The organism is uncultured Butyricimonas sp. (assembly GCF_959596855.1).
GTDB lineage: Bacteria > Bacteroidota > Bacteroidia > Bacteroidales > Marinifilaceae > Butyricimonas > Butyricimonas muris.
In genome coordinates, this window is sequence record NZ_CAUFYA010000013.1 from 1 (window position 1) to 14,227 (window position 14,227).

Here is a 14,227-nt window from a genome sequence, read left to right on the forward strand (position 1 = left end):
TAGACCAACACCCCAGAACAAAATAAATACCCGTTGTAACAAGTACCCCCCGAGGTTCACGTGTCCTGTGAAATCGGAGAACATATTGGGAATTTTCGCCGCCAGCGGGTCAAACACCCCGTTTAGCCAAACTGAACCGGGAAGGGTCAACACGCCAAGAATAGCTGTCAAAAAGATTACACTCAAACCCTGATTTTTCGTTAGTCTTACCACGAGAGTCGAGAGCCCCAAACAAAAGACCAAAGTCGGGAGGTTCAACGTCACCCAATAAAAGAAGTAATACCCGATGTTAAACACATTGGAATAAAAAAGAAGATTCAGCAAGCCACAAAAGACGAAGCTCAACACGTTGACTATCGAAAAGGCAAGGAATTTTCCCACGACATTCCCTATCGAACTCTCTGAATTCCCCTGCGGGTGAACATTCAAAGCATCTATGGTGTCCATGCGGGATATTCTCGCATCATTGATAACGAGTATTGTCACGAAGAAAAGCTGCAATATATTGAACAAATAAGCACACCGGAAGGGTATAGACGAAGGTAATGCCTGAGATACCCATTCCATTGGAGGTTGCTTTAAAAGTTGGTCGAGACTTTCGACTTGGAGCAAAGCAGATAACGACGTAAACACGTAAAGAACTATTCCCACGATTCCAAGAATAGCAAACATCAAAAAAATAACATTCCGGCGAGCACGTTTGAACCCATATAAAATTTCAATTAAAACACAATTAACTCCCATAACACTTGATTTTTGATGTATAACACTTTCTTAAAAGCACCCGCACTTAAGAAAAAGACAAATAGTTTTAAAGAATTACTTGAAGATATATTGAAAATATTCTTATAATTAACAAAATAAAATTAAATATTTTTCTTATTCCGGCAATACAACAAATAGTGACGTTTTTGACACAATCGGTCCTTCCTTATTTATAAATTGCACACTATATTCACCTGCATCTTCTGGAACCACTTTTTTTATTAGCAAAGTTGCAGTATTTCCATTACGAGAGAGAAAAAATCTATCTCCATTTACAATTTCATCACCATTCTTAAACCATTTAACCGAATAATCGGATGACGAAACAGTAGCACTAAATCTAACATCCTGACCTTCATCAACCATAATCTTCTCAGGAAGACCTTTAACTATTCTAAGCACCTCCCCTAAAGCAGAAACTCTCTCATGGAAATTTATATGACTTTGCTCCATAACTCGCCCCTCTCCACCGAAGCCTGTCAACCCTAAAAACAATGCGAAAATAAAAACGATCCTCTTTTTCATGTTATTTGTATTTTAAATTAGTAAATAATTAGTATTACAAAAATATTAAAATAAATTCATATATCAAAGAATTTACCCTATTTTTAAAAAGATTAAAAAAAATAGTTCATTAGGCAATATAGTATATTTTTAGCTATTTTGAAAATCATCAAACTTAATAAGAATAATTTTCCATATATCGGCAATATACTAAATACTTCTTCGTATTTTGATAAAATTCAAGCAAACACACAAAACTAATCATAATATCATTATTTTCTTGAATTACCATTCTTGATTTCGACCCGCTTCATGATATTAGCAATAATATCTCACTACCATTCACGACATTTTACCTTTAATTATTCAATATCCACTCAAAAATACGAATCCAAAGAATTTCTATTAAAAACAACACCGTTTTATTCAGTGAAATCTTTGCCGTTTCAAAAACAATTACTACTTTTGCCGAGCGAAAATTTAACCTCAGGGGTACACCAAGCGGAGAAATGCCCACCCCATGGTATTAACTTAAAAATGAATTAGAACAATGTACGCAATTGTAGAAATCGCAGGACAACAATTCAAAGTTGAGAAAGACCGTAAAGTCTATGTTCACAGACTGGCTGCAGAAGAAGGTTCTCAAGTAGAATTTGACAAAGTGTTTTTAGTGGACAATGAAGGAGATATCAAAATCGGTACTCCAATTGTAGAAGGAGCCAAAGTTACGGCAAAAGTATTATCTCACTTGAAAGCTGACAAAGTAATCATCTTCAAGAAAAAGAGAAGAAAAGGATACTGCAAAAAGAACGGTCATCGTCAATGTATGACTCAAATTCAGATCGAAACGATCAACGCTTAATTTATTTTGTAACTTCTAAAATTATAAGACGATATGGCACACAAGAAAGGAGTCGGTAGCTCTAAGAACGGTCGTGAATCAGAAAGCAAACGATTAGGAGTAAAGATTTTCGGCGGACAATTCGCCAAGGCTGGTAGTATTATTGTTCGTCAAAGAGGAACTGTACACAACCCCGGTTTGAACGTGGGATTAGGTAGAGATCATACCTTGTTCGCGTTGATCGACGGAAAAGTTGTTTTCAAAAAGAAACAAGACAACAAATCGTACGTTTCTGTTGAAGCTATTGCCGAGTAAACAGAAAAATGAACATATTTCGAACTCCTGTCCTTGGTAAAGTACAGGAGTTTTTTTATTTTTACACCCCGGAACAACGGTATCCTCAAAAGCCTTTTGTTCCCGTAATCTAAAATCTAAAACCTAAAATTAAGACGGGATGCTAAACCTTAAATTTATTCAGGAAAACAAAGAAACGGTGATTCGTAAATTAGCCGTGAAAAACTTTGATGCCAAGGAATTAGTAGAAAAAATCATCTCTCTTGACAACGAGAGAAAGAACCTTCAAAAAGAATCAGACGATAAACAAGCCGAAATGAATAGCATCTCGAAACAAATCGGCTCGTTGATGAAAGAAGGAAAAAAAGAGGAAGCGGAAACTGCCCGTGCAAACACCACCCGTTTGAAAGAGGAAATCGCCGCGTTGACAACCAAACACAACGAAACGCTGAACGAGTTGAACACGCTCATCGTGCGCCTGCCGAACCTTCCCCACGACTCCGTACCTCCCGGCAAAAGCGATGCCGACAACGTGATCGTGAAAGTATGCGACAACGTGCCCGCCCACGAGGAAGGACAACTCCCCCACTGGGATCTGGCAAAGAAATATCAATTAATCGATTTCGAGGTAGGTGTAAAAATCACCGGAGCAGGATTCCCCGTGTACAAAGGATTGGGAGCCCGTTTGCAAAGAGCCTTGATCTATTTCTTTCTGGAAGAAAACATCAAAGCCGGGTTCGAGGAAGTACAACCGCCCCTTGTGGTGAATGAAGATTCCGGCTTCGGAACCGGACAATTGCCCGACAAGGACGGACAAATGTATTACGTGAACGAGGATAAACTTTACCTTATCCCGACGGCAGAAGTTCCGGTAACGAACCTTTACCGGGATGTTATTCTTGACGCGGACCAGTTGCCGGTAAAAAACACAGCCTATTCGGCTTGTTTCCGCCGGGAAGCGGGTTCATACGGTAAGGACGTGCGCGGATTGAATCGTCTGCACCAGTTCGATAAAGTGGAAATCGTGCAAATCACTCGCCCGGAAGCGTCTTACGAGGCTCTGGACGGTATGGTAAAACACGTGGAAGGCTTGTTGCAAAAACTGGAGCTCCCTTACCGTATCGTTCGGTTGTGCGGTGGTGACCTGAGTTTCACGTCTGCCCTAACTTACGATTTCGAGGTATATTCCAAAGCCCAGAATCGTTGGTTGGAAGTCAGTTCCGTTTCCAATTTCGAGGAATACCAAGCGAACCGCTTGAAACTGCGTTTCCGGGACAAAGGAGAGAAGAAAACCATCATGGCTCACACGCTTAACGGCAGTGCGCTGGCTCTGCCGAGAATCGTAGCTTCCTTGCTGGAAAATAACCAAACACCGGAAGGCATCCGTGTACCCGACGTTTTACGCGGATTCATGGGTACGGACTATATCAGATAATAATCAATTTAGGACATGACCGTCAGCGGTCACGTCCTAAATTTCATCTCGACACCTATGCGTTTTATCTACAACACAACATTCCACGTCGAAGAAGAAATAGAGGGGGCATTCAGAAAAGCCATCCACGAATTTTATATTCCTTTCGTCAAAACCAAAGGAGTATGCTGTGATGTTCTGTTCACCAGAATACTGGTAAATGAAGAGGATGGGAAATCATTCTCCCTGCAACTCGTTTTCTCCGTTGCAGACGATTACGCTGTTTTCATGGAACTATACAAAGAAAAATTACTGGGTGTATTGACAGAAATGTTCGGAGAAAGAATGCTTCATTTCAGCACCACGCTGGAAGAAGTATAGAAATCTAAAGGATATGGAAAAACTAATCATGGGCATCGATCCCGGAACTAATTTCATGGGATACGCAATTCTCCGCACTACCGGAAAGAACAGCAGACCCGAACTTGTCGTGTCCGGAGTCGTGGACATGAAGAAACTGGATGATCCATATCTGAAGTTACAACGGGTATTCCAGAGAACCCTGCAAGTCATTGACTCCTATCACCCGGACGAATTAGCCATTGAATCACAGTTTTACGGGAAAAACATCCAATCCATGCTCAAGTTGGGACGTGCGCAAGGCGTAGCTATAGCTGCCGCGCTGCAACGCAACATACCTATCTTCGAGTACGCTCCTAAAAAAATCAAGATGAGCATCACGGGTACAGGAGAGGCATCAAAAGAACAGATTGCCATCCTGTTAGGCAAGTTTATGGTTATGCCCGACACCATTTCGACACTGGACGAAACGGACGCTATCGCCATCGCTTATTGCCACCATATACAAGGCAACCTTCCGACAACAGGCGGTTCCAAATGCAAAGACTGGGGAGATTTCATCAAACAGAATCCGGATAAGGTTTTGTAAAGCGATAAATTGCTTTACAAAGTTGCAAGTTACAAGTTGAGCCTACGGCTCTGCAAGTTGCAGGTTGGCTTTTATACAATAGCAAATAGGGTCATAGCCTCCGCTATAACCCTATTCAACAATGCAAAGTCAAACAATTTTAATCAACAATATTCAAATAAATCGTTTCTTGCGCGTAAGGATAAAATTCTCTATCCATCTGAGCTTTTTCTTTCATTTGCGGATCAAGCTGTATCGCTTTCTGCAAAGCGTCAGCCATGGTCTGCGTATCTTTCAATCTGGCAGCAGCTACAGCCATCAAGTAATATTCATATCCTGTCGTCAAGTTCAAACTCTTGAAGGTCTGTAAAGCGGCACGATTGTCATTAGCCATCAATTGCGCGTAAGCAAGATTTACATCAGGCATTGCCTTCAAGTAAGGAATAGCCTTGCTATACTCACCTTGCTGCAATAGCAACATACCTAAATTGTACTTGGCCTCTTTCTTGATAGATGCTTTGGAATACATATTTTGGGCTTGCGCGTTATTTCCCTCGTTTTGGTACACGATACCCAAATTATTGAACACTTCCGGTTGCTCTTTCATCACGGCAGCCGACTCCAACAACTTCTTGGCTTTCCGGTAATCCTTATTCCGGATAGCCATAGCGGCCAGATCATTCAATAAACTCACGTCAGTCTGTGCAGACAACACTGAATTTTCCTGTAATTGAGGCACATAATAAGCAGTTGCCTGATTCTCTACCTGCATAACAGCGGGCATCGTGTAGAATATAAAGAAGTCAGCACGACGAAGAACAGGAAGAACAACATCTTTCAACTCCGGAACCGACTTGATATATGAATCAAGAACAGCTTCACGTTTTGCCAAACTCGGGGCAGCCTTCAAATCTTTCACGATCGCGGCTTTATTACGTATATTAGAGTCATCCAACAACAGATACAAACCATCCCAGTTCTCGTCTACCAAATTAGACACGATAAGTTTGGAATCCTTTGCCACCGGAGTATTTGCCAGAGCAAGGTCTTTCTCGAAGAAAGACTTGGCAGCCTTGAAACGGTTCGTCGTCAGATTCTTGTTCAATCTCTCCGGTCCTTCAGGAGAACTGGAAACATACATGACCATCTTCGTGATCTTGGCATCCTTATTAGCCAACACTTCTTTCATAACCTTAGCGGCCTGCGTCATCACGGTTGATTTCTTTTGCGCGTCCGTGATCACGGATTGAGATAACGGGAACAATACATAACCGCTGACCACACCTACGCCCGTAGCGGGAACATCTTTCACGAATGTTTCGGTAAACAACGGTATCGCGTTAGGATTATTAGGTAAGGAATAAGCGTAAGTTTTCCACTCTTTCACCCCGTTCGTGTTCAATATAGCAGGAGTCAAAGTAACGCTCTTGTTCTTCATGATTGCCTCGATATCCGCGATTAGCACGCCTTTCTGCATACCGTCACGGTACGGGAAAGACAAATTATAAGTTGCCATCGTATTACCCTTGTACTCTACCACGGGATAATCCGTTCCTTTCACTTTCTCTCCTTGGAAATAAAGTGGTGCCATAGCCTCTTCTCCACCGGGATATTGCATCTTGGGAGTCACTTTCAAAATTAACTTCTTATAAAACTGCTTGGGAGCGAAAGCAATATTATAATTAAAATTCACCGTTCCATCCACCGCTGTCAACTGCTGAGGTGAGACCTTCCCCACTACTGCCGTTTCGATGGCTTCTCTCTCTAACTTCTTCATGGTATTACACCCCACCATCAAGAAAGAAAGCATCAAAATAACTCCACTACTTATCAAAGATAATTTTTTCATAGTTCTCTTTTTTTGCGTTCAACTTATTCCATTCATTAAAAATGTTCATATTTTTCAATTCATATCCTCTATAACGAATTTTATTGAATAAGGTTTTTTATCTTTGTCAAAACTTTTGAAGTAAGAGAGAGCAATTCACAATAATTATGGAAGAAACTGTTAAACCGATATACATTGAACAACTTTTTAAGAGCAAAAATCCAAAATTAGCACGCTGGATTCCTAAATTCGTTTATTCATTCTTAAAAAGATTAATTTGCCAGGACCAAATCAACGATTTTATCTCGAAATACGGGGACCGCAAGGGACTCGATTTCGCTGACGGAGTCATGGAATACCTTGACTTATCCTTTAAAATCGAGGGAGAAGAAAACCTTCCCGATCCCAACGGACGATATATATTCGCCGCCAACCACGTTCTCGGCGGTCCGGACGGAATTATACTAATCTCCTATTTGGGTAGAAAATACAGTCCGTTAAAATTCCCGGTAAACGACTTGTTGATGAACTTGAAGAACTTGAACAACATCTTCCTGCCCGTCAACAAGCACGGGGCTCTGGCAAAAGAAGCCGCTGCCGATCTCGAAAACGCTTTCGCTTCCGACGCGCAAATAATCACCTTCCCGGCAGGGATGGTCAGTCGTAAGACCAAGGGGGTAATCATTGATCCCGAGTGGCAAAAGAGCTTTATCGTGAAAGCCGTGAAATACCAACGTGATATTGTTCCGATACACGTGAAAGGCGAGAACTCCAAGTTCTTCTACAACCTCGCTAACTTCAGAAAAAAAATAGGCTTGAAAGTAAACCTCGAAATGATGTGCCTCCCCAAGGAAACATTCAATAAAAAAGGTTCTACATTCACATTAAGTATAGGTAAACCCATCCCGTGGGAAACGTTCGATAAAAGTAAGACTCCCAAAGAGTGGGCAGCAGAAGTGAAAAAAAACGTATATAGTTTATAGATTCAAAATTATGCAACCAGTTATTTATCCTGTCGATAAAGCAAAATTGCTAGCTGAATTAACGGAAGAAAGATTTATCCGGAAAACCAATAAAGGCAATAATGAAATATACTCGTTCAATGCCTTCAACAGTCCCAACCTCATGAGAGAGGTCGGACGGTTACGTGAATTGACTTTCAGGACAGCGGGGGGCGGGACAGGAAAAGAAGTAGATATAGACCCGTTCGACGTGGATGAACAGGTACCCTATCAGCAACTTATCGTGTGGGACCCGAAAGAGCAGGAAATACTGGGTGGCTACCGTTATATCCTTTGCGACAACCTCTCTCTGAACGCAGAGGGAGAGCCCAATCTCGCGACCACGGAGTTATTCCGTTTTTCAGAGCGCTTCAAAAAGGAGTACCTCACCAAGATGATAGAACTCGGACGCTCTTTCGTTCAACCTTTGTATCAATCCACCAAAATGGGACGGAAATCCCTTTTTGCCTTGGATAATCTATGGGACGGATTGGGAGCCCTTACCGTGGAGAACCCGGAGATGGAATACTTCTTCGGTAAAGTCACCATGTACACCAGCTTCAACATAAAAGCCCGCGACATGATACTTTTCTTCATGCGCAAGTATTTTAAAGACAACGAAGGATTGGTTGAACCTATCGTTCCTTTGGAAATACATATCGACGATAGAAAACTCGGCAGCATCCTCTGCGGGAACAGTTACGAGGAAGATTACAGGATACTTTCCCGTTACGTGCGTGAACAAGGGGAAAACATACCTCCTCTCGTGAACGCCTACATGAGCCTGTCGCCCTCGATGAAATCATTCGGCACGGCGATAAACCCGGGATTCGGCGGTGTGGAAGAAACAGCTATTTTAATTAAAATAGCCGACGTCTACGATACGAAAAAAGCGCGTCATATTTCAACATATATCCCCCGCATATTACGCTTGAGGAAGTTCTGATCCCACGGTCACGAAGATCAAACTGATACCGATAGCGAAATACACCAACGACTCGATGATATGCATAATCAACGAGAAACGGTTGTTTTGCATCAAACGACGGGATAACCGGTCTGCCAACAGAGCTACCAGCGAGAATATAACGATAGCTTGTGCCATAAAAAGCACGCCCAGCAACAGGAATTCACCTGCCGGATTCTCCGTTGCCGGATTGACGAATCCGGGAAAAAACGCTATGAAAAACACGAGAACCTTGGGATTCAAGACATTCATCAGAATACCCTTGCGGTATAGCTTGTATTCCGCTCCCCCGGATGCAGGCAACTCCATCGAGTTCTCGTTACGATGAATAAAAGACTTGATACCCAGATAGATTAAATACCCCGCCCCCAGATACTTCAGCACGGCAAAGGCCACCGGAGATTTGTACAGAATCAAGGAAAGTCCCAAACTGACTGCCGCCGTGTGAACGATCAACCCGGTACACAACCCACAAGCAAAAATGATTCCCGCCTTTTTTCCCCGGATAATACTTTGTGTTATCACGAACAAAATATCGGGTCCCGGCATCAATGTCAACAGAATTGCCGCACCCAGAAATCCCAATATATTCATAAAATGAGTCTATAAAGTTCATAAAGTTTATAAGGTTTATAAAGTGACGGGTGTCCTTCGGACTATATTTATCGACAGCTAAAGCTGTCGTGGACAAAGCGCCCCGCAGGGGGCTATGAACCTTATAAACTTTATGAACTTTATAAACCTTATAAACTACTAATTCGACTATTACAACAAGTTACTAGCCACCTCTGCAAGGTAACTCCGTTCCCCTTTCTCCAGATGCACGTGGGCGAAAATCTCTTGTCCCTGCATTCGGTCGAACAGATGTGACAAACCGTTAGACTGACGATCCAGATAAGGAGAATCGATCTGGTCAATATCTCCCGTGAACACCATCTTCACCCCTTCTCCGGCACGTGTGATAATCGTCTTCACCTCATGCGGGGTAAGGTTCTGGGCTTCGTCAACGATAAAGAACACGTTTGACAAGCTCCGTCCGCGGATGTATGCCAACGCGGAAATAACCAAACGTTCGTCTTTCAACATATCATCAATCAAGCGGTTCTCCTGACTATGCATATTATAACGATGCTTGATAACCGCCAGATTATCGAATAGAGGCTGCATATAAGGACCTACTTTCTCGTTCACGTCACCCGGTAAATACCCTAAATCCCTATTGGATAATGCCACGATAGGACGAGCCAGATAAATCTGCTCGAAAGCCTTATTTTGTTGCAATGCCGCCGCTAACGCCAACAATGTCTTACCCGTTCCCGCCTTACCGCTCAAGGCAACAAGGGATATATTCGGGTTCATCAATGCATCCAACGCGAATGCCTGCTCCGAGTTCTTCGGGTAGATTCCGAAAGTATTCAACTTCTCCACTTTCCGCACAACTCTCCGCGTAGGATCATAACAGGCCAGAACGGAATTACTGCCGTTCTTTAATATGTAATAATTATTTCCTTTAATATCCTCTTTCGGGAAGAACGTTTCCACCGGAACCCCGGCTTCCCCGCTCTCGTAAAGTTTGGCGATCAAGTCTTGCGAGAAATCCTCTTTCGTGATCACGCACTTGCTCAACGACACTTCCAAATTCTTCACTTGATCCGTCTTATAGTCCTCTGCCAAAATATCCAGAGACCTCGCTTTCATCCTCAAATTCATATCTTTCGACACCAAAACAACCTTTTCACCCTTCCTCTTCTCTGTAATATAAGCGGCAATAGCCAATATCCTGTGATCCGGAATATCCTCACTGAACGACTCGTTTATCTTCTCGTTAAACGGCACTCCCGTCTGGATAAAAAGATTTCCTTTGCCTTTACCCAAAGAAGCTCCTTTAACAAAGAAATCCTCCCCCGAAATCTGATCCAATTCCCGCGCAAACTCCCGCGCGTGGTAATTAATCTGGTCATTTCCCCGTTTGAATTTATCCAACTCTTCAAGTACCGTTATCGGGATAACGATATCATTATCCTCGAAATTGTAAATCGATCTATAATCATGAAGGATAACGTTCGTATCTAATACAAATGTCTTTTTAGTTTTACTCTTTGCCATAATTGTAGTATTTCAAAACACTGACAAGTTAATAAATTAATTAACAAAAAAAGCGGCTAAGCCGCTTTTTTTTAATGTATAAACCGGAACATCCTGTTCCATCGTATCTTACCCAAGAAAGATTTATCCTTATCCAAGGAAAGCCAGATGAAATAAGCCTTACCCACGATATGATCTTCGGGCACGAATCCCCAGTAACGGGAGTCCGCCGAATTATGACGATTATCACCCATCATCCAATAGTAATCCATTTTGAAGGTATATCTATCCGCCGGATTCCCGTTTATATAGATAACGGAATCCTTCACTTCCAGCTTATTCTCCTCGTAAGCCCCGATAATACGCTCGTACAAAGGTAAATTCTCGATAGTCAGATCAATCGTTTCCCCCTTCTTCGGAATCGGCAGCGGACCGAAATCATCTCTCGTCCACGGGTAAGCCTCACTATACGGGAACACCTCTCCCCGCTCCGTCTCTCGAGTAACAGAAACCACGTTAGGCATCGCCTTGATCTTCTCCAACATCTCCGGTGTTAAAGGCAACTTATAATTATTATTGTAATATTGAATGTCATCCAAAGCAATCCCCATCTCCTGCAACTTCAATTGATTAAACGGGGAAGTCACCTTAATATGATAATTCAACTGCATGGTAGCGTAATTCTCTTCCTTTTGCCCGTTCACGTATAACACGGCATCTTTCATCTCCAACACATCTCCCGGCATCCCCACGCATCTCTTGATATAGTTTTCCCGTTTATCCACCGGGCGGGCGATGATGTCCTTCTCTTTCCATATTTGATTCCGGGCAAACGTCCATGCTTCTTCCGGTGTCAAATCCATATTTTTTTCTTTAGCAACCTGCTCCATGTAGTTCGCATGGCTACGTATCTGTGAATAATAGTCCGGATTCTCGTTCCCCACGACAACCGTATCCCCCGCTGGGAAATTAAACACGACAATATCATTCCGTTTCACCTTGCCTAATCCGCCGATGCGCTTGTAAGGCCACTGTATTGCCTCGGAATACGCTTTCGTGGATTGCGTGAAAGGTAAGGTATGATGTGTAAAAGGTACTGATAAAGGGGTGTTCGGCAACTTCGGTCCGTAAGCGACCTTACTCACGAACAAATAATCCCCCACGAGCATGGTTTTCTCCATGGAAGACGTCGGGATCGTGTACGCCTCGAAAAAAAACATTCTGATCAGCGTGGCGGCAATAACGGCAAATATCAAAGCATCAATCCACTCGACGGCTTTCGTTTGCTTCTCCACGTTCTTTTTCTTCCAGAATGCCCAATGTACTTTCTTCGAGATATAGATATCAAACAATACAGGTACCCCGATCAGCAACCACCAACTCTGTACCCACAACGTCCACAACAAGTATATAAAAAGAACTATTCCGAACTTAAACCATTTATTTGTCAATACATTTCTCATATCTTCGTTCTTAATTCTAAACTTTTAGTTTTTAACTTTCAACTCCAAAAGATCATCCATCCCGTAAACCCCCTTCTTCCCGGCAAGAAATTCAGCAGCCATCACGGCACCTTGAGCAAAGCCGTCACGGGAAAAGGCGGAATGATATATCTGAATCTCGTCCACTTCCGATTTATACGTCACGGCATGAATACCGGGCACTTCTCCTTCACGCTTTGCCTTGATCGGCAACTCGCCGGCTTTCACCTCTCCTTCAGCCAGTTTCCAAGAAGAATATTTCGGGTGTTCCTCTAAAATTCCTTCAGCCAAAGTAATTGCCGTACCACTGGGTGCATCCAGTTTATGTACATGGTGCGTTTCCTCCACGAATACCTTATAATTATCAAACCCCGCCATGGTCTTAGCCAACCATCGGTTCAAGTGAAAAAATATATTCACCCCTATACTGTAATTCGACGCGTAAAAGAACGCACCCCCCGTTTCGTTGCATAATTCCGTCACTTCGCTCCATCTCTCCAACCACCCGGTTGTACCGGATACCACGGGAACCCCGTTGCGAAAACACCAGCCGTAATCATCCACGGCAACAGCCGGGGTTGTAAACTCTATCGCCACATCCGCTTGCTTCAACTGCTCGTCCGTACACGAAGCCCGATTTGTTTCATCCACGATTAAAACAATCTCGTGACCGCGCTCCCGAGCCAATCGTTCGATAGCTTTTCCCATTCTCCCGTATCCTAGTAATGCAATCTTCATTATTCTAAATAAATAAAATATACCACTGACACGCAAAGGTAACATTTTAATTAAAAAAAAAGGCTACCCGAGGGCAGCCTTTTTCCGATATTTTATAATTACTAAGCTAACTCTTTCACTTTCGCCACAACAGCTTTGAAAGCTTCCGGTTGATTCATAGCCAGATCAGCAAGAACTTTACGGTTCATGTTTACTTCAGCCTTATGAACCAAGCCCATAAATTTGGAGTAAGTTAAACCTTCCATTCTAACCGCGGCATTAATTCTCTGAATCCACAGTGCTCTAAATTCTGATTTTTTCTTCTTTCTGTCACGGTACGCGTACGTCAAACCTTTTTCATACGTGTTTTTAGCAACCGTCCAGACATTTTTTCTTGCACCAAAGTTACCTCTGGTCTGTTTTAAAACCTTTTTTCTACGTGCTCTCGAAGCAACGGCATTTTTAGCTCTTGGCATAATTCTTGTTTTTTTTGAATATTAGCGTTCTTTTCAGAAACTTGTCAGGCATAACATTCCGGTTAATTACTTTTAAATTTCTTAGATACAAAGCATCTTTCTCACACCAGCCACATTGCTAGGATCAACGATCGTGCTATGAGTCAAATTTCTTTTTCTCTTCGTTGCTTTTTTCGTCAAAATATGACTTTTGAAAGCATGTTTTCTTTTAATCTTCCCGGTAGCGGTCAGAACGAATCTTTTCTTCGCGCTACTTACACTCTTCATCTTTGGCATTTGTTCTAAATTTAATTGTGTTTCAGAATATGTAATTATAAAAAATCCTTTCAATTCAAATTTTAGATTTTAAATTTTAGATTTCATTCTAAATTCTAAAACCCAAATTCTAAACTATTTTTTAGGAGTAATCATCACAATCATCTTCTTCCCCTCCAACATGGGAGCGGATTCCAATTTACCGTAATCTTCCAAAGCATCGACAAAGCGTTCCAACAATGTAGCCCCTTGATCCTTAAACAAGATAGAGCGTCCCTTGAAAAAAACGTAGGCTTTCACCTTAGCACCCTCTTTCAAGAACTCAATCGCGTGTTTCAACTTGAAATTGAAATCATGATCATCTGTCTGGGGTCCGAAACGAATCTCCTTCACGACCACTTTTACGCTCTTGGCTTTAATCTCTTTCTGCTTTTTCTTCAACTGGTACAGAAACTTACTATAATCAATAATCCTGCACACGGGTGGATCGGCATTGGGAGATATTTCTACCAGATCCGCTCCGGCAGCTTCAGCCATCGCTAAAGCCTCTTTCACGGGATAAACCCCCGGTTCCACGTTTTCACCAACGACTCTCACAGAAGCGGCTCTTATCTGCTCGTTAATTCTGTGCTGTGGCTTGTCACTTTGACCTCTGCCCCTAAATTCCATTG

17 protein-coding genes are annotated in these 14,227 nt (G+C 42.4%); 7 read left to right on the forward strand and 10 right to left on the reverse strand.

The genetic code is table 11. The annotated features are described in order from the left end of the window. Both Q5866_RS07645 and Q5866_RS07650 read right to left on the reverse strand, forming a co-directional pair. On the reverse strand, window positions 1-567 hold a 567-nt coding region (locus Q5866_RS07645), incomplete at its 3' end, for a hypothetical protein (RefSeq protein WP_303179761.1). Window positions 568-879: 312 nt separating this feature from the next. Further along, complete coding sequence (locus tag Q5866_RS07650) at window positions 880-1,290, reverse strand: immunoglobulin domain-containing protein (protein WP_303179762.1); 411 nt, start codon at window positions 1,288-1,290, stop codon at window positions 880-882. 529 nt (window positions 1,291-1,819) lie between these two features. Between Q5866_RS07650 and rplU the strand changes: the two genes are divergently transcribed. The 5 genes from rplU (at window position 1,820) to ruvC (ending at window position 4,767) form a co-directional block, all read left to right on the forward strand. Next, window positions 1,820-2,131, forward strand: coding sequence for a 50S ribosomal protein L21 (gene rplU / locus Q5866_RS07655; protein WP_099292284.1), 312 nt, complete (start codon window positions 1,820-1,822; stop codon window positions 2,129-2,131). 33 nt (window positions 2,132-2,164) lie between these two features. After that, a complete protein-coding gene (gene rpmA / locus Q5866_RS07660; protein ID WP_099292283.1) occupies window positions 2,165-2,425 on the forward strand; it encodes a 50S ribosomal protein L27 in 261 nt (86 codons plus the stop codon). A 139-nt stretch (window positions 2,426-2,564) separates the two neighbouring features. Continuing rightward, window positions 2,565-3,839, forward strand: coding sequence for a serine--tRNA ligase (gene serS / locus Q5866_RS07665; protein ID WP_186975275.1), 1,275 nt, complete (start codon window positions 2,565-2,567; stop codon window positions 3,837-3,839). Window positions 3,840-3,896: 57 nt separating this feature from the next. Beyond that, on the forward strand, window positions 3,897-4,199 hold the full coding sequence (locus Q5866_RS07670; RefSeq protein WP_292267336.1) for a DUF4286 family protein: 303 nt from the start codon (window positions 3,897-3,899) through the stop codon (window positions 4,197-4,199). Between the two features lie 13 nt (window positions 4,200-4,212). Further along, the gene (gene ruvC, locus Q5866_RS07675) at window positions 4,213-4,767 is read left to right on the forward strand and encodes a crossover junction endodeoxyribonuclease RuvC (protein ID WP_186975273.1); all 555 of its coding nucleotides are present in this window, start codon (window positions 4,213-4,215) and stop codon (window positions 4,765-4,767) included. A 139-nt stretch (window positions 4,768-4,906) separates the two neighbouring features. On the opposite strand, the gene Q5866_RS07680 is transcribed toward ruvC, so the two are convergent. Next, window positions 4,907-6,595: a tetratricopeptide repeat protein gene (locus Q5866_RS07680; protein ID WP_292267332.1), complete on the reverse strand. Its 1,689-nt coding sequence runs from the start codon at window positions 6,593-6,595 to the stop codon at window positions 4,907-4,909. A gap of 146 nt (window positions 6,596-6,741) precedes the next feature. On the opposite strand from Q5866_RS07680, the gene Q5866_RS07685 reads away from it, so the two are divergent. Both Q5866_RS07685 and Q5866_RS07690 read left to right on the forward strand, forming a co-directional pair. Beyond that, the gene (locus tag Q5866_RS07685; protein WP_227214604.1) at window positions 6,742-7,557 is read left to right on the forward strand and encodes a glycerol acyltransferase; all 816 of its coding nucleotides are present in this window, start codon (window positions 6,742-6,744) and stop codon (window positions 7,555-7,557) included. 10 nt (window positions 7,558-7,567) lie between these two features. Beyond that, the gene (locus Q5866_RS07690; protein ID WP_186975271.1) at window positions 7,568-8,521 is read left to right on the forward strand and encodes a GNAT family N-acetyltransferase; all 954 of its coding nucleotides are present in this window, start codon (window positions 7,568-7,570) and stop codon (window positions 8,519-8,521) included. Here Q5866_RS07690 and Q5866_RS07695 read toward each other — a convergent pair. The 7 genes from Q5866_RS07695 to infC form a co-directional block, all read right to left on the reverse strand. Further along, entirely contained in the window at window positions 8,501-9,136 is a 636-nt protein-coding gene (locus tag Q5866_RS07695) for a LysE family translocator (protein WP_186975270.1), read from the reverse strand. The genes Q5866_RS07690 and Q5866_RS07695 overlap by 21 nt on opposite strands. Window positions 9,137-9,307: 171 nt before the next feature. Next, window positions 9,308-10,648, reverse strand: coding sequence for a PhoH family protein (locus tag Q5866_RS07700; protein WP_099292275.1), 1,341 nt, complete (start codon window positions 10,646-10,648; stop codon window positions 9,308-9,310). A 71-nt stretch (window positions 10,649-10,719) separates the two neighbouring features. After that, window positions 10,720-12,090, reverse strand: coding sequence for a signal peptidase I (gene lepB / locus Q5866_RS07705; protein ID WP_303179763.1), 1,371 nt, complete (start codon window positions 12,088-12,090; stop codon window positions 10,720-10,722). A gap of 24 nt (window positions 12,091-12,114) precedes the next feature. Beyond that, on the reverse strand, window positions 12,115-12,846 hold the full coding sequence (dapB, locus tag Q5866_RS07710) for a 4-hydroxy-tetrahydrodipicolinate reductase (protein ID WP_303179764.1): 732 nt from the start codon (window positions 12,844-12,846) through the stop codon (window positions 12,115-12,117). Between the two features lie 101 nt (window positions 12,847-12,947). Beyond that, entirely contained in the window at window positions 12,948-13,301 is a 354-nt protein-coding gene (gene rplT, locus Q5866_RS07715) for a 50S ribosomal protein L20 (protein WP_099292273.1), read from the reverse strand. A gap of 81 nt (window positions 13,302-13,382) precedes the next feature. After that, window positions 13,383-13,577, reverse strand: coding sequence for a 50S ribosomal protein L35 (gene rpmI / locus Q5866_RS07720; RefSeq protein WP_186975268.1), 195 nt, complete (start codon window positions 13,575-13,577; stop codon window positions 13,383-13,385). 114 nt (window positions 13,578-13,691) lie between these two features. Further along, the gene (gene infC / locus Q5866_RS07725; RefSeq protein ID WP_099292271.1) at window positions 13,692-14,225 is read right to left on the reverse strand and encodes a translation initiation factor IF-3; all 534 of its coding nucleotides are present in this window, start codon (window positions 14,223-14,225) and stop codon (window positions 13,692-13,694) included. Between the last annotated feature and the right edge of the window lie 2 nt (window positions 14,226-14,227).

What these genes read in the sequence shown, in the direction of transcription:
- Q5866_RS07650 (WP_303179762.1), bottom strand. Translation starts at nt 1,290, where the DNA reads ATGAAAAAGAGGATCGTTTTTATTTTCGCATTGTTTTTAGGGTTGACA.
- rplU (WP_099292284.1), top strand. Translation starts at nt 1,820, where the DNA reads ATGTACGCAATTGTAGAAATCGCAGGACAACAATTCAAAGTTGAGAAA.
- rpmA (WP_099292283.1), top strand. Translation starts at nt 2,165, where the DNA reads ATGGCACACAAGAAAGGAGTCGGTAGCTCTAAGAACGGTCGTGAATCA.
- serS (WP_186975275.1), top strand. Translation starts at nt 2,565, where the DNA reads ATGCTAAACCTTAAATTTATTCAGGAAAACAAAGAAACGGTGATTCGT.
- Q5866_RS07670 (WP_292267336.1), top strand. Translation starts at nt 3,897, where the DNA reads ATGCGTTTTATCTACAACACAACATTCCACGTCGAAGAAGAAATAGAG.
- ruvC (WP_186975273.1), top strand. Translation starts at nt 4,213, where the DNA reads ATGGAAAAACTAATCATGGGCATCGATCCCGGAACTAATTTCATGGGA.
- Q5866_RS07680 (WP_292267332.1), bottom strand. Translation starts at nt 6,595, where the DNA reads ATGAAAAAATTATCTTTGATAAGTAGTGGAGTTATTTTGATGCTTTCT.
- Q5866_RS07685 (WP_227214604.1), top strand. Translation starts at nt 6,742, where the DNA reads ATGGAAGAAACTGTTAAACCGATATACATTGAACAACTTTTTAAGAGC.
- Q5866_RS07690 (WP_186975271.1), top strand. Translation starts at nt 7,568, where the DNA reads ATGCAACCAGTTATTTATCCTGTCGATAAAGCAAAATTGCTAGCTGAA.
- Q5866_RS07695 (WP_186975270.1), bottom strand. Translation starts at nt 9,136, where the DNA reads ATGAATATATTGGGATTTCTGGGTGCGGCAATTCTGTTGACATTGATG.
- Q5866_RS07700 (WP_099292275.1), bottom strand. Translation starts at nt 10,648, where the DNA reads ATGGCAAAGAGTAAAACTAAAAAGACATTTGTATTAGATACGAACGTT.
- lepB (WP_303179763.1), bottom strand. Translation starts at nt 12,090, where the DNA reads ATGAGAAATGTATTGACAAATAAATGGTTTAAGTTCGGAATAGTTCTT.
- dapB (WP_303179764.1), bottom strand. Translation starts at nt 12,846, where the DNA reads ATGAAGATTGCATTACTAGGATACGGGAGAATGGGAAAAGCTATCGAA.
- rplT (WP_099292273.1), bottom strand. Translation starts at nt 13,301, where the DNA reads ATGCCAAGAGCTAAAAATGCCGTTGCTTCGAGAGCACGTAGAAAAAAG.
- rpmI (WP_186975268.1), bottom strand. Translation starts at nt 13,577, where the DNA reads ATGCCAAAGATGAAGAGTGTAAGTAGCGCGAAGAAAAGATTCGTTCTG.
- infC (WP_099292271.1), bottom strand. Translation starts at nt 14,225, where the DNA reads ATGGAATTTAGGGGCAGAGGTCAAAGTGACAAGCCACAGCACAGAATT.